The organism is Sporosarcina sp. FSL K6-3508, from assembly GCF_038615825.1.
GTDB lineage: Bacteria > Bacillota > Bacilli > Bacillales_A > Planococcaceae > Sporosarcina > Sporosarcina newyorkensis.
Genome location: NZ_CP152016.1, coordinates 2113578 through 2137664 on the forward strand (window position 1 = coordinate 2113578; position 24087 = coordinate 2137664).

The window sequence follows — 24087 nt, forward strand, 5'->3', positions numbered from 1 at the left end:
CGACACGAGATTTATGCTGCAGACGGGACGCTTTAAGCCTTAATAAAAAACATTATATAACATCAATCCCGCCAGTTTTTACCGCCCAGTTTGAGCGGAGTGCTGACCATGCGAATTCTTTCCATGAGCCGGCCTGCTTTCATCGGTTCCTTTTCACCGCGCTGAGATGTGGTCAAATGATGTTCGAGCACATCGTAATCGAAATTGGATGTGAAGAAGACAGGCAATTTTTCGGCCATTCGATATTGCAAGATGGTACCGAGCACTTCATCTCTGGTCCAGCTTGACATCGTTTCAGCACCGATATCATCCAACATTAATATCGGAGCTTTTTTGACGAATTCCACTTTTTCATCCAATGTCTGGTTTTGGATAGATTGCTTCATTTCACGTAAAAACTCTGGGACGTATACAACAACTGTTTGAATTTTACGTGTTGCCAGTTCATTCGCCAAAGCGCCTAATATGAAGGACTTCCCAACTCCATAATCTCCATACAAATACAAACCGCGTTCAGGAATCTCACCTGTGGAGTCAATGGTGTTCAAAAAATTCTTCGCAGCCCGCATGATTTGGACACGGCTGTCTTCAGTTTTAAAATCGACATTTGACAGTCGAGCTTCCATCACATCTTTTGGCATATACATGCTATTGACCATTTTCGATACATTTCGACGTTCATCGTCAAGTTGCTTGGTCGGACAGACGACGTAGTCCAGGTCGATGAGACGCTGTGCGATTACCAGTTTGGGTTCGAATCCTTTCATGACATTGACGCAGCCTTCTAGGTTTGGACAGCGTTCACAAGCATGCGAGGCGGTTGAGAACTCATACAGTTTCCCTAAACTGCGATTCACTACTTCTGTATTGATTTCGTCTGAATGTTCACTGATGAATTGCTGGACAGCAATGTCTTCTAGCACTTCTTGCCGAAGTTCCTCGTATTTTGCAGCCAATGAAGGAGCATTGACCACCCGCTTCATAGCATCTCCGATTCGTTCCAATTATTTCACCTCTGTTTCTTGAATCCCCAGTTCCTTCATTAATTTCCGTCGTTCTTCCTCTACGTTAAAATCAGAAGGCGTTTCTGCTTTTTTCGATTTATTGGTACGTTTGGCAAACCATTCAGGCACTTTCTCTTCTCGAATTGGTTTTCGTGTACCTGTATTCGGCTGTTTTCCTTCTTTTAGCCACTTCATATATTTATCATGTTCTTTTCGTGCAAGCTCAAGCGCTGTCTTGACATCCTCTACTTTTTTACTTGCCCAATGAGAGGCAATGCGTTCTGCAAAGCCTTTCGTAATTTTCATATCGTTACGCAACATGATGTATTGGAACAACGCATTTACAACACCAATTGGAAACTCGTGAGTCAGAATAAGTTCTTCTGCTAAATTAATATCGACTGATAATGGTTCTTTGTCAGTAATCTGCCTTAGCATATCAATTGTAGAAATATTTTCTAAATAATAAACCAACTCTTCTTCCCGACTCAAGTCTTCTGGCATTGGCTCATCATTTACCGGTAAAGCGAATGCTTTCTTTAAACGAGGCGGCACTTTCGAGCGGTTCATCTTATAAAATTCAGCGGCGGCTTTTCGCGCCCGCTCCTCTGTAACTTGATGGTTTTCGTCCATTGCAATCATCACAACTTTTTGCATATCCAAAGGCGTCAATGTATATAAAAAAGAAAGTTTTGCTATCATTTCCTGGGAAATACTGCGAAGTGAAGACTTCGGAATCATTTGTTCAGACAGTCCGCTATAAAATAACTCGAAGTTGAAATCTGACATATAAAAAGGGATTCCAGGGGCAACTGTTTTCCCTTGAAACTCCAAGCCATATGTTAACTCCATAGCCTGATCCCCTCTTGCAGGCTGAAATACGTCTAAAAAAGTACGGGAAATGTCTTGATACATTTCTTCATTGATTGATTCTTGAAGAAACCGGCTGCGTAGTTGGCGATATGGCTGTTCACCTATTTTACTGAATAAAAAAGTGGATAATAACGGATCGTGAAAGAAAGAAGGCGCGTCTAGCGGCGGCAGTAACTCGTATAGAAAAGAGCGGTTCTCCATCTCATCTGTTTTTTTATAAGTCCGAAGCAATCCAATCGCCTCTAATGAAATTCTCGCTTCAAAAATTCTTTGAAGTGGGAATGATAAGATATTCATTAAATAGTAATGAGTATGCTCTTGGGCCTCCATATTTTCAGCATCCGTCCAAAGTGTCAAAAACAAACTGACAGCCTCTGAACCGATGAGTGGCTGATAAAACAAAGTGATCATCTGCCGGTCATAAACGGAAAAAGGATGCGCTAGTTTTACTTGGAAGGAATCGACAGGCTGTAGTTCTGTATAAAGCATTATGACAATCTCCTCCTCCTCTGGTTAAACGATTTACTCTTGTTGGTCTTTCCTGCTTTGTAAATGCTGTAATTCATCTATGAACACGGTGATATCTTTGTATTGCCGATAAACAGAAGCGAAGCGGACGTATGCAACTTCGTCTACGTCAATCAACCGTTCCATCACCATTTCACCTACTTGATCGGAGTCTATTTCTACGATCCCTGCACTTCGCAGCTCTTTTTCAATCGAGATAACAATACCTTTCAATTTTTCTATAGGGACGGCTCGCTTTTCACAGGCACGAATTAAACCTCTAAGCAATTTTTCACTGCTGAACTCCTCGCGCGTTGCGTCTTTTTTGACGACAATGAGCGGGGTATGTTCTACTTTTTCAAAAGTCGTGAAACGATAACTACATTTTTCGCATTCACGTCTTCTACGAATTGAGCGATTTTCTTCTGCCGGACGCGAATCGATAACGCGTGTTCCATTGTAATGGCAAGCTGGACATAACATAGTCGGTTCCTCCGCATTTTTAATTGGTACCTTTCATTATAACAGAAACTGCCGGTACAACAACAGAAGGGTAATGAAAAACACTTCACCGATTATGGTGAAGTGTTCGCTCTGCCATTATAAAATTACTTTATTGTTCAAAGCAGCTGCTACTTTTTTAGTTAATTGGACTACGCGTGCTGAATAGCCCCACTCATTGTCATACCAAGCAAGTACTTTTATCTTACGCCCCCCCATTACCATCGTGGAAAGACCGTCAATCGTTGCAGATTCTGTTGTCGTGTTGAAGTCGATAGAAACAAGCGGTTCCGTCGTGAAACGCATGATACCTTTCAATGGCCCATTTGCTGCTTTTAGAAATGCATTATTCACTTCTTCAACAGTCACATCTTTTTCTACGTCTACAACTAAGTCTACAAGTGATACGTTTGGTGTTGGAATACGTAATGCCAAGCCATGAATTTTCCCTTCAAGTTCAGGGAGGACTAAAGATAATGCTTTCGCTGCTCCAGTTGAAGTTGGGATAATTGACTCGCCGCAAGAACGAGCACGACGTAAATCTTTATGTGGATTATCCAAGTTTTTCTGGTCATTCGTGTAAGCATGTACCGTTGTCATTAAGCCATTCACAATACCAAATTCATCGTTCAATACTTTTGCTACTGGCGCCAAACAGTTGGTCGTACAGCTGGCATTCGAAATAACGCTATGTTTTTCAACGTCCAGTTTGTCATCGTTAACACCAAGTACTACTGTGACATCTTCATTTTTACCAGGAGCCGTCAAGATTACTTTCTTTGCTCCAGACCCTAAGTGAAGTGCTGCTTTTTCACGCGAATTAAATACACCTGTTGATTCGATCACGATGTCAACACCGAGTTCTTTCCACGGCAGCTTTGATGGGTCGCGTTCAGAAATGAGTTGTACACGTTTGCCGTCTACAATGATGGCATTTTCTTCAGTTTGAATGTCACCGTCAAACACACCGTGAGTGGAATCATATTTTAATAGGTGAGCAATCGTTTCTGCTGGATATGTCGCGTTTACGGCAACTAAATTAACATCTTCTTCCTTGATGATTTGACGGAATACCATCCGTCCAATACGGCCGAGTCCGTTAATCGCAATTGTAGTAGTCATGAAAGGGATCCTCCTGCATGTATGTTATACTTATTATCTTTTATCGTTAATTAGTATAACACATATTACGATTTAGCCAACACTATTAGATGTTTATTTTAAAAAATAAATTTTCTAAATATACGAAAGAAATACTACTTACAAACACGAACGAACTACGGATATTATGCGGTACCGTCGGGTACTCCTTATAATGGCGTCGCTTGCCAGTCAGCTAGTATTTTTTCTAACTGTTTTTCAGTTTCTTCTATCGTGGCATTATTATGGATGACTGCGTCGGCACCTGATTCTTTGATATCCATGTCGAGCTGGGAGGCAATTCGTGCATCTGCCTCTTGTTCTGACAATTCATTACGTGCGATTAGACGCTGTTTTTGCAGTTCTTTAGTGACAGAGACGACTAGAATCTTTTCTACATAGGAATGCAATTTGCTTTCAAAAAGCAATGGGATGTCCATAATGACAGTTTGATAGCCTTGCTGCAGATATTGTTCCTTCTGGCTTACCATTTCCCCTCTAATTGCCGGGTGCATGAGTTCGTTTAACTGGACGCGTTTATTTTCATCATGAAAAATTAGTGCACCTAGTTCTTCGCGATTGAGTGATCCGTCTTTTTGAATAACATCACTGCCAAATGCATGTTGAATTTCATTCAAAAGAGGACTTCCTGGTTCAACTACTTGGCGGGCGATGACGTCTGCGTCGACAATAGGGTAACCTTTTTCACGCAGCATGTTGGCCACTGTGCTTTTACCGCTGGCGATACTACCTGTCAGTCCAATGATCACTTCTATCACTCCTCATTTTTGACAAGCAGGACAATAGACGGAAGTCCTTCCGGCAATCTGCTTGCTTTTCGTAGGCGTTTCGCACGTACTGCACACTTTCTTTCCGTACATATGCAAACGATTTTGCATTGTTCCCGCATTGCCGTTGACAGAACGATAATCCGAAATCGTGCTGCCCCCTGCATCTATGCTCTCTTGCAGCACGCGGACAATTTCATTGAACAGCAGAATTTTGCGTTTTCTGCTAATTCTTTCCGCGGCTCGCGCTGGATGAATATTCATATGAAACAATGCTTCTGTTGCATAAATATTGCCACAGCCTGAGATCACTTTGCCATCCATGATCACTTCTTTGATCGCTTTACTTTTATATTTTGTGGATTCCGCCATTTCGAGAAAATGATCTAGCGCTTCCTCTGAAAATGGCTCTGGTGCCATATCTAGGAGAGGCGGAAAATCTTCTTCTGATTGTAAAAGACGCATCTCTCCGAATCTGCGGATATCCGAATAAATAAGTAAGCCGCCATCTTCCATCTCCAAAAAGATATGAGCATGTTTACGAAACTTCTCTTCTGCAATTCCATTTAAAGAGTCGACGACAAACCAAGCACCCGTCATCCCTAAATGGCTGACGAGTAGATACGACTGCTCTTGCTTCTTCAGATGAAAATAAATATATTTACTGCGCCGGACGATCTTCTGAATGTGCATAAGTTCCATATCTTGAAGAAAGTCCTCTACAGTTTTTCCTTTAATAATCGTTTCTTTACCAGCTAATTTTGAAGTTACGACCGTATCGGACACGGAAAGCCCTTTGATCGTCCGTCCTTCAACAAGCGGCGCGAGATCTCGCACCACTCCTTCTACTTCGGGTAGTTCCGGCATGTATATCCTCTCACTTCGTTTCGTACCAGGACTTGCCATGATTCCAATCGACTTTTAATGGAACATCAAGCTGAAGTGTTTGTTCCATGACTTCCGGTACGATTTCTTTTAGTCTTTCTAATTCTTCCACAGGGGCTTCAAAAATCAATTCATCATGTACTTGCAGCAGCATACGTGTTTGCAATTGTTCTTTTTCAAGTCGTGCGTCCATATCAATCATCGCTTTTTTAATGATATCCGCCGCAGTCCCTTGAATCGGTGTATTCATTGCAGTCCGTTCTGCAAAGCTGCGCAAATTAAAGTTAGAGCTCGTAATATCCGGCAAGTATCGGCGTCTATTAAGCAAAGTCGTCACATATCCCTTTTGCTTGGCATCGGCAATACTGTCATCCATATATTGTTTTACACCCGGGAAACTAGCCAAATACGTATCGATAAATTCCCCTGCCTCTTTACGCGTAATATTCAAGCTTTGCGACAATCCATAATCGCTTATGCCGTAGACAATTCCGAAGTTGACAGCTTTGGCTGCACGGCGCATATTGCTGTCGACATCCTCTTCACTTACGCCGAATACATCCATCGCAGTTTTCGTATGAATATCCGCGCCTTGCTTGAAGGCCTCGATCAATTTCTCATCCTGCGAGATATGAGCTAATACACGCAACTCAATTTGTGAATAGTCTGCAGCAAACATAATCCATTCAGGTTCGGAAGGAATAAATGCTGCCCGTATTTTGCGGCCTTCCTCCAAACGAATCGGGATATTTTGCAAGTTCGGATTGATTGAGCTTAAACGACCTGTCTGCGTCAGGGCTTGCTGGAAGCGCGTATGAATTTTTCCATCTTCGTGAATCTCTTTTGAAAGTCCATCAATATAAGTCGAATTCAACTTACCAAGCTGACGATACAGTAAGATATGCTGAATGATTTCATGCTCATTCTCTAGCTTCTCCAAAACATCGGCTGCTGTCGAGTAGCCTGTTTTCGTCTTCTTAATCGGTGTCAGGCCAATTTTCTCAAAAAGAATTACACCGAGTTGCTTTGGCGAATTAATATTGAATTTCTCTCCCGCCATTTCATAGATGTCCTTCTCAATCAATGCTAGGCGTTCGGACAATTGTTGACCAATTGTTTGGAGTACGTCCAAATCGGTCTTAACTCCAGTCACTTCCATCTTACCTAGAATTTTCGCTAATGGCAGTTCAAGCTCATGAAATAATTCTTGTTGCTCATTTTCTTCCAACTGCTTGGATACGACTGGGTACAGCTCCCACACAGCATGCGCTTTTCTTGCGACATGCTCTGCAAGTTGTTCTGCAGCAGGAAGTGATCTTTTTGCACCTTTGCCAAAAACCGCTTCATCGCTTTTAACTCCGTGGTATCCGAATGAACGCGCAATCTCTGCTACTTCTCCTGTCGAAAAAGAAGGATTAACGATATATGCTGCCAGCATGAGATCAAAGTCCGTGCCGTTCAGCTCCATGCCAAGCCTCGCTATCGCCGCATAGGCTGACTTGGAATCAGAAGCATATTTCAATGTCGCATGGTCTTCCAGCCATTCTTTAAGCACAGCCGAAGATGCCGCTACATTAGTCGGAACGAAATAGGTATTGGTTTCATTCGACAGGCCAATCCCTAAAATAGACGCTGATAAATAATTGTCTCCATCGATTTCCACATGGATAGACATTGTATCCGTCAACATATCGGCAGTCACTTCATCGACAGTTTGAATTTCTATTTCTTCAAGGTGCTGCACTTCAACTGGCGCATCCAATTTTTCGAGAAGCGAATTAAATTGCAGCTCTTTGTAAAGTTGGATGACTTCCTCTTCATTTAGACCTGCAAAATCTAGATCTGCTAAAGATATTTCGATTGGCGCATGCACTTCGATCGTTGCCAATTCTTTACTCATGAACGCCTGCTCTTTATTCGTCACTAAGTTTTCTTTCATTTTTTTGGCGGTAATTTGATCGATTGATTGGTAAACATTCTCTACTGAACCATACTCTTTCAAAAGCTTTAGCGCAGTTTTCTCCCCAATTCCCGGAACACCTGGAATATTGTCGGACGCATCGCCCATCAAGCCTTTCATATCGATGATCTGCAATGGCTCAATGCCGTATTTTTCTTCAATATGCTGAGGAGTGTATTTTTCAAGATCCGTAATCCCTTTTCTCGTAATACACACCGTTGTCTGTTCGTTTGCCAGTTGGGTCAAGTCCTTGTCTCCAGAAATGATGACCACTTCTGCTTTCGCTTCACTACACTCCCTGCTCAATGTACCAATGATGTCATCCGCCTCATAAAGATCGAATTCATATTGCTCGATGCCAAATGCCTCAATCAATTTACGGATATAGGGAAATTGTTCGGAAAGCTCGGGCGGCGTCTTTTGTCGGCCTCCTTTATATTCTGTAAAAGTGCTGTGCCGGAACGTTGTTTTACCCGCATCCCAGGCCACCAAGACATGTGTCGGCTTTTCATTGTCCAGAATCGTTTCGAGCATCATCGTGAAGCCATATACAGCATTCGTGTGGATCCCTTTATCATTCGTCAGTAAGGGTAAAGCAAAAAAGGCTCGATACGCCAAGCTGTTGCCGTCCAGTAAGACTATTTTCTTTTTCGTCAAAATCTATCCCACTCCTTTAAGTATCTTCACAATTAATCATCCAGCTGCAAGCGCCAGCCTCTCGGGACACTTCAGTCTTAAAGATAAAGGCAAAAAGCGCCTTTATTTTAAAGCTTCCAGTGCCTGTCGAGGCTAGACGGCGCTTTCCGCTTTTGAATTAAAAACACGTCATTTTCATTTAGTTTACCATTCGGCAACTGTAAATGAAAATGACGCACTTATTATTATTGTAAATATCCAGTTAATAGCTTCGCATATGGTGAATCGGATGGAAGGATGATTACCGTTTCGTCATTCACGACTTTCGAATAAGATTGAAGCGTTCGATAAAGCTTGTAGAATTCAGGATCTTTCGAGAAAGCTTGGTTATAGATTTTTGCAGCTTCTGCTTCCCCTTGTGCTGTCACAATGGCTGCTTCTTTTTTTGCTTTCGCCAACATTTCCTGTACTTCTCGATCCGTTTCTGCTTCGATTTTACGTTTTTCCGCGTCCCCTTCCGACAAATAGGATTGTGCGGTCGATTGACGTTCTGAAATCATGCGTGTGTATATGGATTGCTCGTTCTCTTCAGGTAAGTCGATGCGTTTCATTCGGACATCGACGACTTCGATTCCAAAGTTTCCTTCAGCTAGGAAGTCATTGACCTTCTCTGTAACGCGGTCGTTTAAACTTCCGCGTCCTGAGTTTTCGTCATTGACGACATCCACGTAATCCAGGCGCCCCATTTCATTTCGGACTACTGAATAAATGAATTCCTCCATCCGTGCTTCCGCGTTAACGATGTTCCGGGCGTTTGAAATCATCTTTGCAGGATCTGTGATGTGCCAGACTGCATAGTTGTCGATGATGATCCGCTTTTTATCCTTAGTAGTGATTTCTGCTTCCTGCACGTTATACGTCATTTGGTTTTTAGGCAAAGTCGAGACACTTTGAATAAATGGTATTTTCATATTAATACCCGGGTCTTTGACGATCCTGGTAATTTCACCGAACTGACGAACGACCCGGTATTCATTCTCTTTGACGATGAACAAATTGGAAAGCAGGATGACCAGCACAGCAAATGCGGCGGTCAGCATTACGATTAATTTCGTATAACGTTTGATATTGACTGTTTTTTTCGGTTTGATAACTTTTACTTTAGGATCAGTTGCCGGTCTTTTCTGATCGGTTTTATTTTTCTCATTTTCACTCATTTTCTTCATCGCTTCTTCTATTTTTTTGAAAGGATTTTGCTCGTTACTCATGATGCTTTCTCTCCTTTCTCAGCTTGCTGCTCCGACTCTTTAGTCTCTACAGGCGGGGCTTGCGGCAACTGTTGAATAGGCAAATACTTCATTGTTTCTCCGCTATCGTTCATGATATAAAGATTTGCTTTAGGTAAGACTTGTTCAAGCGTTTCGAGGATCAGACGCTCTCGCGTAATTGCTTTGCTTTTCGCATACTCGGTATATAGATCACTGAATACCGCTACATCCCCTCGTGCTTGTTCAATACGTGCGGTCTTCTTACCTTGTGCTTCGGATTTGATCGCGTCACGTTCACCGATCGCTTCTTTTGTTTTCTGGTTTTCATATTTCTTTGCTTCGTTAATTTTCGTATTCTTCGTTTCCCTTGCATCAGTCACGGCCGTAAATGCAGCACGTACTTCAGCATTTGGCAGTTCTACATCTTGCAGTTTTACGCCTTGAACGGCAATTCCAATGTCATAACTTTCCACCAGGTTCGTTAATAAATCGCGTGTTTTAGCCTCTATTTCTGCCTTTCCATCCGTTAATGCTGCATCGATAGTCGAACTGCCGATGACGGAGCGAATGGAAGCAGAAGCTGCATCCCGCAAAATTTCAATTGGCTCTTCAGCATTGAAAATATATTTTTTGGGATCGACAATTCGCCATTGAACGGTTAGATCGGTGAGTACTATGTATTCATCACCTGTAATCATTTTCGTTTCCTTATCGACAATCTCACCACTTTTGTCTTGTTTGTAGCCAAAGTGGATACTATACGTTTCTTTAGATAAAATTTCAGCCCGCTGAATCGGCCACGGTAGTTTGAAGTGCAAGCCAGACTCCACGACTGGTTCACCCGCTTGACCAAATGAAATCACGACGGCTTGTTCGGATTCGTCAACGGTATACCATGTCGTAAATACGATTAATAAAAGCAATAATCCGGTGATGACTAAGCCCAGTGTCACGAGGATTCGTTTTGTGCCCATAATTGTTCCTCCCTTTTCTCTGTATGTTTACTTTACGGAACAACCGGCAATTTAGTTTCAATGAAATAGAGAATTGTATATCATTGTTTAGATTCACTTACTGGAAGCTGTACTTTAAAGGTGGTGCCGATCCCTATTTCACTATCAACCGTAACAGATCCGTTATGTGCTTCTACTATGTGTTTGACAATTGCCAAACCAAGTCCCGTACCGCCCGATTCCCTGCTTCTCGCACGATCGATACGGTAGAAGCGCTCAAACAAGCGTGGCAGCTCAGAAGATGTGATGCCCATTCCTTCGTCACTTACATCAATATTGACAAAGTCAGATACTTCCTGAACCGATACAGTAATCGTAGTTTCCTCTCGTGAATAGGCAATAGCGTTATTCAGCAAATTGACCATCACTTGTACAAGACGGTCGTGATCCGCAGGGATTATTAATTGTTGCGGCATATTTAATACAACTTCCATATCTTTTTTCTGCAACTTGGTTTGAACAATTTGGATAGATTGCTTAATAACTTCAATCATATTTACAGGTTTACTCGTAATTTCAAAACTTCCGCGTTCCATACTCGACAAACGAAGTAAATCCTCAATTAGCAGTTGGAGCCGATTACTTTCTTTGTAGATGATTTCAAGAAATTCTTTTTTAAGCGCAGAGTCTTCAAGTTCCCCATCCAATAGCATCTCAGAAAATCCTTTAATTGATGTGACAGGGGTTTTCAATTCATGAGAGACATTTGCAACAAAATCTTTACGTATTTGTTCAAGGTGAATCAACTCCGTAATGTCATGCATGATGACAACGATCCCTAGCCAATTCCCATTTTCCCCAATAACTGGAGCACCGTACACTTCCAAATGAACTATATCGCCTTCCAAACGAATTTTTGATTGGAATGAGCGAACTTCTTCCGTTAAAAAAATCGCTTCAATTTCCTTCTCAATATCTTCTGGTAATCCGATATCTTTATAAGTCTTCCCCATTAGATCTTCGCCAGTTCGATGAAATGTTTCTTCAAACACACGGTTTACAAGATTGACAGCGCCTTGCCGACCAAATACAAGAAGACTGCTGCCGATACTGCTGATCAATGTCTTAAGTCGTTCCTGTTCCATCGCACGCAGAATCGAATTCTCTTGCAGATTCCTGGCTATCTGATTGATTGTGATCGTCAACTGCTGATTCATATGACCATCCTCCACTTGAGCTCTCGCTAAGTAGTTACCTGAAGCCAGCTGATGAGCGATATCCGTAAAATGGTCGATGGGTTGAACGTATTGCTGGAGTAATTTTGCCATCACAAACATCATGACGATGAATACTAATACAAGTGTAAGTAAAAGAAAGACCCAATACGTTTGTTGAATGATTGGGTCGACATCTTCTGCGAATAAGTGAAAAAATTGACCTAGGATAATTCCAAGTACAATTAATAAGATGGATAAAATTATCGCAGACGCAGCGAGCAGGCTCGAATAATAGTTCTTCATTTAAATTTGCTCTCCGAATTTATAGCCTACCCCTCTCATCGTTTTGATGTAACGAGGCTTTCTTGTATTTTCTTCGATTTTATCGCGCAGATGGCTGACATGGACGTCCACGATTCTCGTATCGCCCGCAAAATCATAATTCCAGACAGCTTGAAGAAGCTGATCACGTGTGAGTACACGGTTGGTATGACGCATGAAATAGACGAGCAGCTCAAATTCCTTAGGTGTGAAATCTAATTGTTTTTTATCGAGATAGACTTCAAAACGCTCAGGATAGACGACTAATTGTCCTGCTTCTAGAATTTCTTCTTTTGTTTTTTGGACCTTTTTTTCGCCGGTACGCCGAAGAACCGCCTTTACCCGAGCTGCCACTTCGCGTGGACTGAAAGGTTTTGTCATATAATCATCTGCCCCCATCTCAAGACCGATGATTTTGTCCATCTCTTCGCCTTTTGCGGTCAGCATTATGATCGGAGTTTCAATATCTTGCTTTCTCAGCATTCTGCACACTTCTATGCCCTCAATTTTAGGAAGCATCAAATCTAAAATAATCAAATCGGGCTCTTCATCTAAAACGAGTGATAGAGCTTGTTCACCGTCACTGGCCAAGATTGTGTGATAATTCGCTTGCTTAAGAGTAAATTCTAATAGTTTTTGAATCGATTGTTCATCTTCTACGATCAATACCTTCTGTTGTTTAGTTTCCATTAATAACTCCTTTTTTCGACAATTGTTCGGTGTTTGTTTTTTCAGGCGTCTTGACGACTACTTCCCCGCTCATGACACACTCTCCCTCGTCATCGATCGCATCTACTGAAATCGTTACTTGATTTGTTGCGAGCTCCAACTTAGTAATTTCCAAGAAAAACTCGACAATCGCATAGTGATATACCGGCTTTGGAAAATGTAGTTGTTGACGGATGATGTGCGCGCCCGGGCCAGGCAAGTGCTTTGAAACTGCAGCTGTCACGATACCCGTCAACATAATCGGCGGCACAATCGGCTGTCCATAAATGGTCTCAGCTGCATAGTCATGCTGAATATACAGCGGATTCGCATCATTTGTCAGCCCTAAATAGAGCATCAAGTCTTTATCCTCAATTTTCTCAGTAAGGCTTAGCCTCTCTCCAACTTCCAACTCGGCCATTTCTTTCCCAATCGTTATACGTTTACCTTTCAACAAAGAAATCCCCCCTAGTATACTTCCGGATTATCCAGTAAAGCGAACGAAGATCTATTCAATTAGTTAAAGTATAGCAATCTCTTTGCGAAAAATCGAGTTACATAAAAAAACGAGCAGCTTCATTCGCTGCTCGTTTCTTCAGACATTCATTATGCCAGAACATTCATTACCGCACGCACAGAGTCAGCTGATTTCTCAAGACCCGCTTTTTCATCGTCCGTTAATTCCAGTTCTATAATTTTTTCGATACCGCCTGCACCTAACACAGTCGGCACACCTAAGTATATACCGTCCATGCCATACTCTCCTTCAAGAAATGCAATAGATGGCAAGACACGTTTTTGATCTTTAAGGATTGCTTCTGTCATCTCCACTAATGAAGCGGCAGGTGCATAGTATGCAGAACCATTACCTAAAAGATTGACGATCTCAGCTCCACCTTTGCGCGTCCGATCTACGATTTCTTCCAGACGGCCTGCAGAAATCAAGTTTTCCAACGGTACACCACCTGCTGTTGAATAACGCACTAACGGAACCATATCATCCCCGTGACCGCCCAATACAAAACCAGTCACATCTTTTACGGAAAGATTTAATTCTTGTGCGACAAATGTACGGAAACGAGCAGTATCTAAAACTCCAGACTGACCGATTACGCGTTCTTTCGGAAAGCCAGATTCCCTATAAACGGTATACGTCATCGCATCAACTGGATTGGTTAACACTAGAATCGTCGTATTTGGTGAATATTTCACAATCTCAGCTGTTACTGATTTCATTACTTTTTGGTTGGTCTGAACTAAGTCGTCACGGCTCATTCCTGGTTTACGTGCAATACCTGCAGTGATGACAACGACATCTGAATCCTTTGTATCTTCATAATTAGAAGTCCCTATGATATTTGCGTCGAAACCTTGAACCGGACCAGCCTCCAACATGTCCAATGCTTTGCCCTTTGTTGGATTTTCCATCTGAGGAATATCCACAATTACGACATCACAAAGTTCTTTTTGAGCCAAAAGAAATGCAGTTGTTGCTCCGGTAAAACCAGATCCGATAACCGATACTTTTTTACGCTTCAATGACATGTAAAACTCCCCTTTTCAGAACAATTTACTATCAATTACGCCTCGGTGTAATTGCGTCTAGATTTTGAATCGAGCAAGCTCGATTAACTCCTTTCAAAACCTGTGACATCCGCCGGAGGCTCCGTCTTTATTCAGCAGGCGTTTGAACACCGCTAAACAGTAAATATAAAGCTTTCATCCCGCCACCTATAGAGGTGAAAGTCTGTTGCTGAATGTAGATAAAGAGGGAGAATGAATTCCCCCTCTTAATTATTTCTTATAGATTTTTGATTAATTCATCAGCGAAACCAGATGTGCTGACTTCAGTTGCGTTGTCCATTAGACGTGCGAAATCATACGTCACGACTTTAGACGCAATTGTGCTTTCGATAGAAGCTGTGATTAAATTAGCTGCTTCATTCCAACCAAGGTGTTCTAGCATCATAACGCCTGAAAGCAGTACCGATGAAGGGTTAACTTTATCCAATCCAGCGTATTTAGGTGCAGTACCGTGAGTTGCTTCGAAGATTGCATGTCCAGTTACATAGTTGATGTTCGCTCCTGGAGCGATACCAATTCCGCCAACTTGTGCAGCTAGTGCATCTGAGATGTAGTCACCGTTCAAGTTCATTGTAGCAACTACGTCGAATTCTTTAGGACGAGTCAAGATTTGTTGCAAGAAGATATCTGCAATCGCATCTTTTACGATGATCTTACCAGCAGCTTCTGCGTCAGATTGTGCTTTGTTCGCTGCTTCAGTGCCGTCAGCTTCTTTGATACGGTCATATTCTTTCCACGTGAATACTTTGTTGCCGAATTCTTCTTCAGCCACTTCATATCCCCAGCTTGCGAATGCGCCTTCTGTGAACTTCATGATGTTACCTTTGTGAACAAGTGTCAATGATTTACGGCCTTCATTGATCGTATAGTTCAACGCAGCACGGACAAGACGTTTCGTTCCTTCTTCAGAAATCGGCTTGATTCCAAGACCGGAAGTTTCAGGGAAACGGATCTTATCAACACCTAGCTCAGTTTGAAGGAAGTTAACTAATTTTTTCGCATCGTCAGAACCTTTTTGGTACTCGATCCCCGCGTAGATATCTTCTGTGTTCTCACGGAAAATAACCATGTCACAATCCTCAGGACGTTTCACGGGTGAAGGTACTCCTTCGAAATAACGAACTGGACGCAAGCAAGTGTATAGATCAAGTTCTTGACGCAAAGCTACGTTCAATGAACGGAATCCTCCACCGATTGGTGTTGTGAGCGGTCCTTTAATCGCGATAAGATATTCGTCAATTGTGTCGAGAGTTTCTTTCGGAAGCCAATCACCAGTTTGATTAAATGCTTTTTCCCCTGCAAGAACTTCTAACCAATTAATCTTCTTTTTACCGTCATAAGCCTTCTCAACAGCCGCTTCAATTACGCGTGATGCTGCGTTCCAAATATCTGGACCCGTACCGTCGCCTATAATGAAAGGAATCGTTGCGTGATCTGGGACGTTTAAAACACCGTTAGTTACTGTAATCTTTCCATCATTAGCCATTATTGATATCCTCCTGAGTTCAAAATCAGTGGGCCGGTATACGAGATACCGCCCCACGAAATTTACTAGTTTTTATCGTTCATTGATTGGAACATATTTCTGCATGCCTGGTCCTACGTATTCTGCACGTGGGCGGATCAAGCGATTGTTTTCGTATTGCTCCAGGATATGTGCAATCCATCCTGAAAAACGAGAAACCGCAAAAATAGGTGTGAAAATATCATGATCGATGTCTAATGAATGATATACCGAAGCGGAGTAGAAATCAACATTTGGAGGCAAATTCTTTTCGCCTGTTACAATTGATTCGATTTTCTCAGACATGTTATACCATTTTTCTTCACCGCGAAGAGCAGTTAATTTCTTAGACATTTCACGTAAATGCTTCGCACGTGGATCACCTTTGCGGTAGACACGGTGACCGAAGCCCATGATTTTTTCCTTGTTTGCTAGCTTTTCACGAATATATGGCTCGACTTTTTCCTCATCGCCGATTTCCATTAGCATATTCATAACCGCTTCGTTAGCTCCGCCGTGTAGCGGCCCTTTAAGAGCGCCAATTGCAGCAGTTACACCAGAATACATATCAGAAAGAGTTGCGACACATACACGCGCTGTGAAAGTAGATGCGTTCAATTCATGATCTGCATGTAGTACAAGTGCTTTGTTGAATGCTTCTTCCGCGATATCAGCAGGCTCTTCCCCAGAAAGCATGTAAAGGAAGTTTGCCGCATAGCTAAGGCCCTTTTTAGGCGCTACTGGCTCTTGTCCTTTACGGATACGCGCGAAAGCAGTAACAACAGTTGCAACTTTTGCTTGAAGTTTAATCGCCTTTTTGTAATTTTCTTCAGGTGACATATCTTCAGCTTTATCATCGTATAATCCAAGAAGTGAGATTGCTGTGCGTAGTGCTGCCATCGGATGCACTTTGTCGATTGGATAAGTTTTAAAGTGGTCGATTACTCCTTGTGGTATTTCCGCATGCTCTTCTAGTTGCTGTTTTAACTCAGCAAGCTCGTCTGCACTTGGCAGGCGCTTATGCCAAAGGAGGTAAACTACTTCTTCAAAACTAGCGTTCTCTGCTAGATCGTCAATGCCATACCCTACATACGTAAGTGTGTCATCGATAATGGAGCTGATTTGAGTTTGTGCCGCAATGATACCTTCCAATCCTTTTGTTGCTGTCATGATATTCTCTCCTTCTTCCCAGTCTGGCCATCCCCCGGATGCGGAGTGCAGAATGACGGCCATCTGCTAATTATATTTTTATCTAAAACGCTTACAATGTCCATTATAAGCAACTTTTACAGTTTTGTGAATGGTAAAGATGTTTTTTGTTTATAATTATTCGAAAGGAGCGGGCAGAAATTATGATATCGATCGACTCTAAACGCCTACAAACGTACTCACGGCAATGGTTACCCGCTTTATTCATTGTCCTGTTTGTAGTGATCATCCCGCCTATTGGCTTCGCAATAATTTTAGCTTTTTTCACTGCCCCGCTTGTGAACTCTTTAATATCTTTAACTAAATTACCAGCTTTTTTAGCTACCTTAATCATTATGTTCATCCTTGCGCTTTTAATGTACGCATTTGTTTTCTTTTCGGTGAACGGCTTTATTTCAGTTCTTTGGACAGTTGAAGATCAGTTGGTCTTAGTCTTGGAGATGATTGACAGCAAAGGGCTGGATTTTCACGCAGTATCAGAGAACTTTATACAGTCCAGTCATGAAGCAATGGAAGGAATTTTAAGTTTTTTCCAAAAGTTATTCCAACAATTGTTTAGCATCTTCATGTTCGTTATTGCTTATTTCTTTGCATTACGAGAAAGTGCGAAGAATCGCTTTTGGTTTTTAGTTTATTTCCCCAAAAAATTCCGCCCCGCTGCGACACGTATTTTTTCAAAAGCCAGCAGCCTGATGGGGCATTTCTTTTCTGTTCAAATCCGGCTTTTTTTCATTACCTTTTCACTCATGAGTATCGGTTTTTGGTTGCTCGGTTTCGACTCTTTTTTGACAAAAGCATTTTTAATTTCCATGGTCGACAGTATTCCTTTTTTAGGAATTGGATTAGTCTTTTTACCAATGATTGCATTTGCGTTTTACATAGATCACGTACAATTAGCAATCGGTTTGCTCATTCTATATATCGTTTTGCTCATCACAAGGCAGATGACTGAATCTTTTTTATGGGCTCATACTTTCAAATTAAGAACCGTTCATTCGTTTCTCATTACTGCATGTGCAGTCTATTTATTTGGCATTTACGGCATTATATTTTTACCATTCTTTTTATTTTTAGCTTTGAAAGTAAAAGAACATCCTACCTTCACATAACGCGAATTTGCCCGTTTTTCATCTTGTTGTATATCCACTTCACAATAAATGGATATAAAATTTTACGCGGCCAGCTAAATAGCAATATAAATCCTAGGATGTCTGTCAAAAATCCAGGCATCAACAACAATAGTCCGCCGAAAAATATACAAACACTATCTACCAAGGCTTTTCCAGGTGTTTCCCTATTCGCCAAGCGATATTGAAGATCTCGCCAAGCCCGAAAACCTTGTTTTTTCGCTAGATAGGCACCTCCGAACCCCGTCACAAGTATGATTAAGATTGTCGGAAGCACTCCTAGTGTTTTACCGGAAACTATCAATAAAGCCAACTCTGCAGTTGGAACAATGATGAACAGACCTACTAACCATTTCATATATTAACCTCCGAAAAGACCGCCTTCTCATAATGAGAACAGCGGTCTGAATGAATTACAATACTTTCGCGTGACCGTTGTAGATAACACCGCTCGCTGCATCCATTGTAATGTCGCTTCCATTTTTAATTATTGATGTTACATTTTCAACACCGACGATAACAGGAACACCTAGACTTAAACCAACTACTGCTGCATGACTCGTCAGCCCGCTAGTTTCTGTGATAATACCTGCACATCTCTCAAGCGCTGCATACATATCACGATCGGTTGATTTCGTCACGATGATGTCGCCTTCAGCTATTTGAGTCAGTGCTTCCCTTGCCGAATTGATGACTTTCGCTTTTCCAAACGCCACATTTTTACCGATACCTTGTCCGCGTGCGATTAAATCACCGATCACATGCAACTTCATTAGGTTAGTAGTACCTGCTTCTCCAACTGGAACACCTGCAGTGATGATGACGACATCCCCATGTGTGACGTATTGATGCTTGACACTTTCTTCAACAGATTCTTGGAGGATCCCATCAATATCCAACGCTTTTTTGCCGACGATAGGATATACCCCCCACACGAGTGTCAGTTTATTAGAAACAGATTCAGAACGTGTCACTGCGATAATCGGAACACCTGGGCGGTATTTCGCAATCATCTCAGCAGTTTGACCACTTTCTGTCGGTGCCAAAATTACTTTTACATTAAGATTTAGAGCTGTATAGGCAGCCGCTTGTCCAATCGCTTCTGTAAGGTTTCCTTCTTTTCCTCTTGTTCTGGAGGAAACAACCGAGTGGAAGTCCATGGAGTCTTCTGTAGAAACTGCAATCTTATCCATTATTTTAACAGACTCTACTGGATACATCCCTGCTGCCGTTTCGCCCGATAGCATGACCGCATCAGAGCCATCCAAGATGGCATTCGCCACGTCGCTTGCTTCCGCTCTCGTTGGGCGCGGATTTCTCTGCATGGAATCAAGCATTTGAGTCGCCGTAATAACCGGCTTTCCATACTGGTTACATTTCTTAATCATCATCTTCTGAACCAAAGGAACTTCTTCAGCCGGTATTTCGACGCCTAAGTCTCCGCGAGCTACCATTAATCCATCTGATAATTGAAGTATTGCATCCAAATTGTCGACGCCTTCTTGATTTTCGATCTTCGGCACAATATGGATCTGTCCGCCATTATTGTTTTCAAGCAATTCGCGAATCTCTATCACATCTGCTGCGCGTCGAACAAAGGAAGCTGCAATGAAATCGACTCCTTGCTCAATACCAAACAGAATATCTTCTTTGTCTTTATCCGTAATCCCCGGAAGCTGTACAGAAACATTTGGTACGTTAACACCTTTATTGTTTTTCAATGGACCTGCATTGATCACTTTAGTATGAATCAACCCTTTGTCATTATCTTTGCCGGTAACTTCCAGCTCAATCAGTCCATCATCCAAAAGTACGAATGAACCGCGATCTACATCATTGATCAGCTCTTTATACGTGACTGAAAAAACTTCTTCAGTCCCAAGCACTTCCTCCATCGAAATATCGATTGCTTGTCCTCTGACTAGCTCGATTTGGTCGTCCTTCATTTTATGTGTTCTGATTTCAGGACCCTTCGTATCCAGTAAAATCCCGACGACTTTTCCTCTTTCTTTAGCCGCCTTACGAATTCTTTCGATACGTACTTTATGTTCTTCTTGGGTGCCATGGGAGAAGTTCAGACGTGCCACGTTCATCCCTGCGTCAATCAGCTTATTCAGTGATTCATACGATTCACTTGCTGGACCGATTGTACACACAATTTTTGTCTTCCTCACTAACTATCGCTCCTCTGTGTCATGTAGACTCTGGTGATAACAATTAAATGGATAAAGTTTCAGCTAAATCCAATAATGACAGATCTAACTTTTCTCGCTTCGTAAAGACTTCCTCTAAATTATAGTCTACCACTTTATGATTTCTCATACCAATGGCAGCACTTCTTTTTCCTTCCATCAAAGCTTCAACCGCACGTGCGCCATATTGGCTGGCAATGACGCGGTCTCGTGCAGATGGTGAACCCCCCCGCTGAATATGCCCCAAAACAGAAACACGCGTATCGACATTAGCTTCTTTTTTTAGAATCTCCGCCAATTCATTTGCAGGCATCATCCCTTCAGCCAAAACGATAATACTGTGTTTTTTTCCACGATCAGCACTTTTCTTTATACGGTTGACGACTGAAGTCACGTCAAACTCCTTTTCAGGAAGTAGAATGGACTCCGCTCCGCCGCCAAGGCCGGCCCATAACGCCAGGTCACCTGCATCCCGCCCCATGACCTCTATGATAAATGAACGTTCATGTGAGGTGGCAGTGTCTCGGATTTTATCAATCGCTTCAATTACCGTGTTGAGCGCAGTATCAAAACCAATCGTAAACTCTGTGCCATTGATATCATTGTCAATCGTAGCCGGTACACAAGCACACGGTATATTCAGCTTCACGAGTTCATTAGCTCCGCGGAAAGAACCGTCACCACCGATGATCACGATACCTTCTATACCGTGAAGCTTAATCTGTCGCAATGCTTTTTGGCGGCCTTCTTCTGTCATGAATTCAGGACATCTGGCTGAACGTAAAACAGTTCCGCCCCTTTGAATGATATCGCCTACCGACCCAAGTTGGAACTGTTCAATTTTCCCATCAATCAACCCTTGATAACCATTGAATACACCTGCGACTTCCAAACCTTCAAATATCGCCTTCCGGACAACCGAACGAATCGCCGCATTCATTCCAGGCGCGTCGCCTCCGCTCGTCAACACTGCAATTTTCCTCATTCTCCACACTCCTTTCACATCAAATTAGTATGTAAGGATGAAAAGATGCGGTTATTCCGCACCTTTCATTCAGAAAACACGCCGATATTACGGAATTTCTCATAGCGTGCATCGATTAACGCTTCCGATGACAACTCGCACAGCGTTTTTAATGATCTGCGCAATGTATCGCGAATCTCGATCGCTTGCTGATTTGCATCTCGGTGGGCGCCGCCTAGAACTTCAGGAATGATTTCATCAATGATGTTCATTTCTTTAAGATCTGGAGCCGTTATTTTCATCGCTTCCGCTGCCTGCTTCGCAAGTTTTGGATCTTTCCATAGAATCGAAGCGGCCCCTTCTGGTGAAATGACAGAGTACGTAGAGTTCTCAAGCATATGGATATGGTTGGCCACGCCTAATGCCAGCGCCCCGCCACTTCCGCCTTCACCGATGACAATCGAAATTACAGGCACTTTCAATCCTGCCATTTCCACCAAGTTCCGTGCAATTGCTTCACTTTGGCCACGCTCTTCAGCGGCTTTCCCGGGGTAAGCTCCTTTTGTGTCAATGAAGCATATAATTGGGCGATTGAATTTTTCGGCTTGCTTCATTAAACGAAGCGCTTTACGATATCCTTCCGGGTGAGGCATGCCGAAGTTTCTTCTGACATTCTCTTTCGTATCCTTCCCTCGCTGATGGCCAATGACTGTGATCGGCATTTGGTCAAATGATGCAATGCCTCCTACAATCGCTTCGTCATCACCGAAGTTCCGATCGCCATGAAGCTCTATGAAGTCTTCGAAAAGATACTGGATATAGTCAGTAGTTGTCGGTCTCATAGGGTGTCGAGCGACTTGTACACGATCCCACGGCTCCATATTCTCATAAATATCTTTTTCCAATTTCGCCAAACGGCTTTTCAAATTCACGATTTCCGTTGAAAGGTCAACATCATTTACTGTCGTATACTCTTCTAATTCACTAATTTTTTCACGCAGTTTCACGATGGGTTCTTCAAAAGCTAATGTTTTACTCATGCACGATCCGTCTCCTTCCCTGCGTGAAGCTTAATAATTCTATCCATTACATCCACCATATCGCATCGATGAACGACAGCATCAACTTGTCCGTGACTAAGTAAGAACTCTGCCGTTTGGAAGTCTTCCGGCAATTTCTCCCTGACTGTCTGTTCAATGACACGACGTCCAGCAAAACCGATAAGTGCCTTTGGTTCCGCCAGATTGATATCTCCAACAGAAGCAAAGCTTGCCGAGACTCCGCCTGTTGTCGGATAGGTCATAATCGATACAAAAAGCAAGCCCTTGTTGGCATGACGTTGAAGAGCAACACTTACTTTCGCCATTTGCATCAAACTAAGTACTCCTTCTTGCATCCTCGCCCCACCGCTAGCGGAAAAGATCAACATTGGAATTCCTAGTTGCGTTGCTTTTCCTACGGTTCTTGTGATTTTCTCGCCTACGACAGAACCCATTGAACCCATTCTGAAATGCGCATCCATAATAGCAACCGCAACTTGCTTACCTTGAATAGTGCCGACTCCTGTTAACACTGCTTCATTTAACCCTGTCGCTTCTGAATCTGCCTGGACTTTCTCCGTATAGGAAGGAAAATCTAGAGGGTTTTCTGTTTTCAGGTGATCATCCATTGATTCAAAGCTCTCAGCATCCAATAAATGCTCGATTCTTTCCTGTGCAGTCATCTTGTAATGATGTTGACATTCCGGGCAAACTTTGGCGTTTTTCATCAGGTCTTTTGTCAATATTACAAACTTACATTCAGGACATTTAGTCATGATGCCTTCTGGTACGTCATTTTTGCTTTTCATTGATGGAATCGTGTGGTTTTCTTCTTTTGACTTCTTTTTAAATAACTCTCGGATACTCATTCCATTTCCCTTCTTTCTCCCTCGACTCGGTTCATCCATTGTGCATAATAGGCTATGGCCTGCTGTGTATTGCCTGCCATCATTTCTTCTAACAGAGCGCCCACTACCTCTATTTCTTCTGGGGCAATGATCGCCACATCAAAAGAGACTCCGCTATATTGTTTCAATAAAAACCAAATTTTTAAGGAAAGTCGATTTTCCGTCGCGATTATCGTTTCACGTATCACGTCTTCTCTTAAGAAAACAGCTTCTTCTTCATTTAATTTAACTTGCATGCCCTTCCAAACAGGCAATGCGCGCAGTTCCTCATTTTCAGTTACAGTGGTGATGGCTGCACGTTCGTGAATCATTCGAGTTTCCACAACGTCTTGGACAGATCGAGCTTGTTGCATGATAAACGTGGAGAGGACCTCAACCAATTGGTGTTTTTTAAAATCAGATAAAAAAGTTCCTTCTCCGCGTCTCGTTTCAATCAAGCCAAGCAATTCCATACTGCGCAACGCTTCACGGACTGCTGTCCTGCTAACCTGCAACTGCTCGGCAAGATGTCGCTCAGAGGGCAATTTATCGCCATATTGGATACCTTGCTCTTTGATCAGCGATTGCAGCTCTCCGATAATATCCAAAAATCTCTTGGATGACGATTGTGAATTTTGCATAAAAGAACTCCTTTTTCGTTCTGCCGGCAAAGTGGTCAGACCACCTTGCTTACTAGCATACAAAAAAGATTCCTCTCCGTAAAGCATAAATGGAAAAGTTTCGATAGTTTTTTTCCGTCAAATTTCGCGCTGACTGAACGCTCGCTTTGTAATAGTACAGCGCACAGCCAGCAATGAC

22 protein-coding genes are annotated in these 24087 nt (G+C 42.4%); 1 reads left to right on the plus strand and 21 read right to left on the minus strand.

Annotated features, from left to right (window positions below):
• Nucleotides 1–62: 62 nt before the first annotated feature.
• The 15 genes from dnaI to citZ all read right to left on the minus strand — a co-directional run bounded on the left by dnaI (nucleotide 63) and on the right by citZ (nucleotide 17019).
• The gene (gene dnaI, locus MKX97_RS10385; RefSeq protein ID WP_009497648.1) at nucleotides 63–1004 is read right to left on the minus strand and encodes a primosomal protein DnaI; all 942 of its coding nucleotides are present in this window, start codon (nucleotides 1002–1004) and stop codon (nucleotides 63–65) included.
• Entirely contained in the window at nucleotides 1005–2366 is a 1362-nt protein-coding gene (locus tag MKX97_RS10390) for a helicase DnaB (RefSeq protein WP_009497649.1), read from the minus strand. It abuts the gene before it with no gap.
• 33 nt (nucleotides 2367–2399) lie between these two features.
• Nucleotides 2400–2867, minus strand: a complete 468-nt coding sequence (gene nrdR / locus MKX97_RS10395) for a transcriptional regulator NrdR (RefSeq protein WP_009497650.1) — start codon at nucleotides 2865–2867, stop codon at nucleotides 2400–2402.
• Nucleotides 2868–2984: 117 nt separating this feature from the next.
• Entirely contained in the window at nucleotides 2985–4007 is a 1023-nt protein-coding gene (locus tag MKX97_RS10400; protein WP_342535916.1) for a glyceraldehyde-3-phosphate dehydrogenase, read from the minus strand.
• A 188-nt stretch (nucleotides 4008–4195) separates the two neighbouring features.
• Nucleotides 4196–4795 carry a dephospho-CoA kinase gene (coaE, locus tag MKX97_RS10405; RefSeq protein ID WP_342535917.1) on the minus strand — a complete coding sequence of 200 codons (600 nt, stop codon included), beginning with the start codon at nucleotides 4793–4795 and terminating at the stop codon, nucleotides 4196–4198.
• 12 nt (nucleotides 4796–4807) lie between these two features.
• Nucleotides 4808–5680 carry a bifunctional DNA-formamidopyrimidine glycosylase/DNA-(apurinic or apyrimidinic site) lyase gene (mutM, locus tag MKX97_RS10410; RefSeq protein ID WP_221836447.1) on the minus strand — a complete coding sequence of 291 codons (873 nt, stop codon included), beginning with the start codon at nucleotides 5678–5680 and terminating at the stop codon, nucleotides 4808–4810.
• A gap of 10 nt (nucleotides 5681–5690) precedes the next feature.
• A complete protein-coding gene (gene polA / locus MKX97_RS10415) occupies nucleotides 5691–8315 on the minus strand; it encodes a DNA polymerase I (RefSeq protein WP_342535918.1) in 2625 nt (874 codons plus the stop codon).
• Between the two features lie 224 nt (nucleotides 8316–8539).
• Nucleotides 8540–9511, minus strand: coding sequence for a protease modulator HflC (gene hflC, locus MKX97_RS10420; RefSeq protein ID WP_245799448.1), 972 nt, complete (start codon nucleotides 9509–9511; stop codon nucleotides 8540–8542).
• A 47-nt stretch (nucleotides 9512–9558) separates the two neighbouring features.
• The gene (hflK, locus tag MKX97_RS10425; RefSeq protein WP_078816873.1) at nucleotides 9559–10536 is read right to left on the minus strand and encodes an FtsH protease activity modulator HflK; all 978 of its coding nucleotides are present in this window, start codon (nucleotides 10534–10536) and stop codon (nucleotides 9559–9561) included.
• 80 nt (nucleotides 10537–10616) lie between these two features.
• Nucleotides 10617–12035: an ATP-binding protein gene (locus tag MKX97_RS10430; protein WP_078816874.1), complete on the minus strand. Its 1419-nt coding sequence runs from the start codon at nucleotides 12033–12035 to the stop codon at nucleotides 10617–10619.
• The gene (locus MKX97_RS10435; protein ID WP_342535919.1) at nucleotides 12036–12743 is read right to left on the minus strand and encodes a response regulator transcription factor; all 708 of its coding nucleotides are present in this window, start codon (nucleotides 12741–12743) and stop codon (nucleotides 12036–12038) included.
• On the minus strand, nucleotides 12733–13218 hold the full coding sequence (locus tag MKX97_RS10440; protein WP_009497659.1) for a MaoC/PaaZ C-terminal domain-containing protein: 486 nt from the start codon (nucleotides 13216–13218) through the stop codon (nucleotides 12733–12735). Before MKX97_RS10440 ends, MKX97_RS10435 begins: the two co-directional genes overlap by 11 nt.
• A 149-nt stretch (nucleotides 13219–13367) precedes the next feature.
• The gene (mdh, locus tag MKX97_RS10445; RefSeq protein ID WP_009497660.1) at nucleotides 13368–14306 is read right to left on the minus strand and encodes a malate dehydrogenase; all 939 of its coding nucleotides are present in this window, start codon (nucleotides 14304–14306) and stop codon (nucleotides 13368–13370) included.
• A gap of 256 nt (nucleotides 14307–14562) precedes the next feature.
• Nucleotides 14563–15831, minus strand: coding sequence for an NADP-dependent isocitrate dehydrogenase (icd, locus tag MKX97_RS10450; RefSeq protein ID WP_342535920.1), 1269 nt, complete (start codon nucleotides 15829–15831; stop codon nucleotides 14563–14565).
• A gap of 72 nt (nucleotides 15832–15903) precedes the next feature.
• Complete coding sequence (gene citZ, locus MKX97_RS10455; RefSeq protein WP_040759263.1) at nucleotides 15904–17019, minus strand: citrate synthase; 1116 nt, start codon at nucleotides 17017–17019, stop codon at nucleotides 15904–15906.
• 182 nt (nucleotides 17020–17201) lie between these two features.
• Between citZ and MKX97_RS10460 the strand changes: the two genes are divergently transcribed.
• The gene (locus MKX97_RS10460; protein WP_009497663.1) at nucleotides 17202–18167 is read left to right on the plus strand and encodes an AI-2E family transporter; all 966 of its coding nucleotides are present in this window, start codon (nucleotides 17202–17204) and stop codon (nucleotides 18165–18167) included.
• On the opposite strand, the gene MKX97_RS10465 is transcribed toward MKX97_RS10460, so the two are convergent.
• From MKX97_RS10465 to MKX97_RS10490, 6 genes are all read right to left on the minus strand, one after another.
• Nucleotides 18160–18543 (minus strand): FxsA family protein, encoded by a 384-nt coding sequence (locus MKX97_RS10465; protein ID WP_078816878.1) that lies wholly within the window; start codon nucleotides 18541–18543, stop codon nucleotides 18160–18162. The two genes, MKX97_RS10460 and MKX97_RS10465, sit on opposite strands and share 8 nt — an antisense overlap.
• 55 nt (nucleotides 18544–18598) lie before the next feature.
• Entirely contained in the window at nucleotides 18599–20359 is a 1761-nt protein-coding gene (pyk, locus tag MKX97_RS10470; protein WP_009497665.1) for a pyruvate kinase, read from the minus strand.
• A gap of 43 nt (nucleotides 20360–20402) precedes the next feature.
• Nucleotides 20403–21362, minus strand: a complete 960-nt coding sequence (gene pfkA, locus MKX97_RS10475; protein WP_340759054.1) for a 6-phosphofructokinase — start codon at nucleotides 21360–21362, stop codon at nucleotides 20403–20405.
• Nucleotides 21363–21427: 65 nt separating this feature from the next.
• On the minus strand, nucleotides 21428–22381 hold the full coding sequence (gene accA / locus MKX97_RS10480; RefSeq protein WP_342535921.1) for an acetyl-CoA carboxylase carboxyl transferase subunit alpha: 954 nt from the start codon (nucleotides 22379–22381) through the stop codon (nucleotides 21428–21430).
• A complete protein-coding gene (gene accD / locus MKX97_RS10485; protein WP_342535922.1) occupies nucleotides 22378–23250 on the minus strand; it encodes an acetyl-CoA carboxylase, carboxyltransferase subunit beta in 873 nt (290 codons plus the stop codon). Before accD ends, accA begins: the two co-directional genes overlap by 4 nt.
• Nucleotides 23247–23909: a GntR family transcriptional regulator gene (locus tag MKX97_RS10490; RefSeq protein WP_040759265.1), complete on the minus strand. Its 663-nt coding sequence runs from the start codon at nucleotides 23907–23909 to the stop codon at nucleotides 23247–23249. Before MKX97_RS10490 ends, accD begins: the two co-directional genes overlap by 4 nt.
• Nucleotides 23910–24087 lie beyond the last annotated feature (178 nt).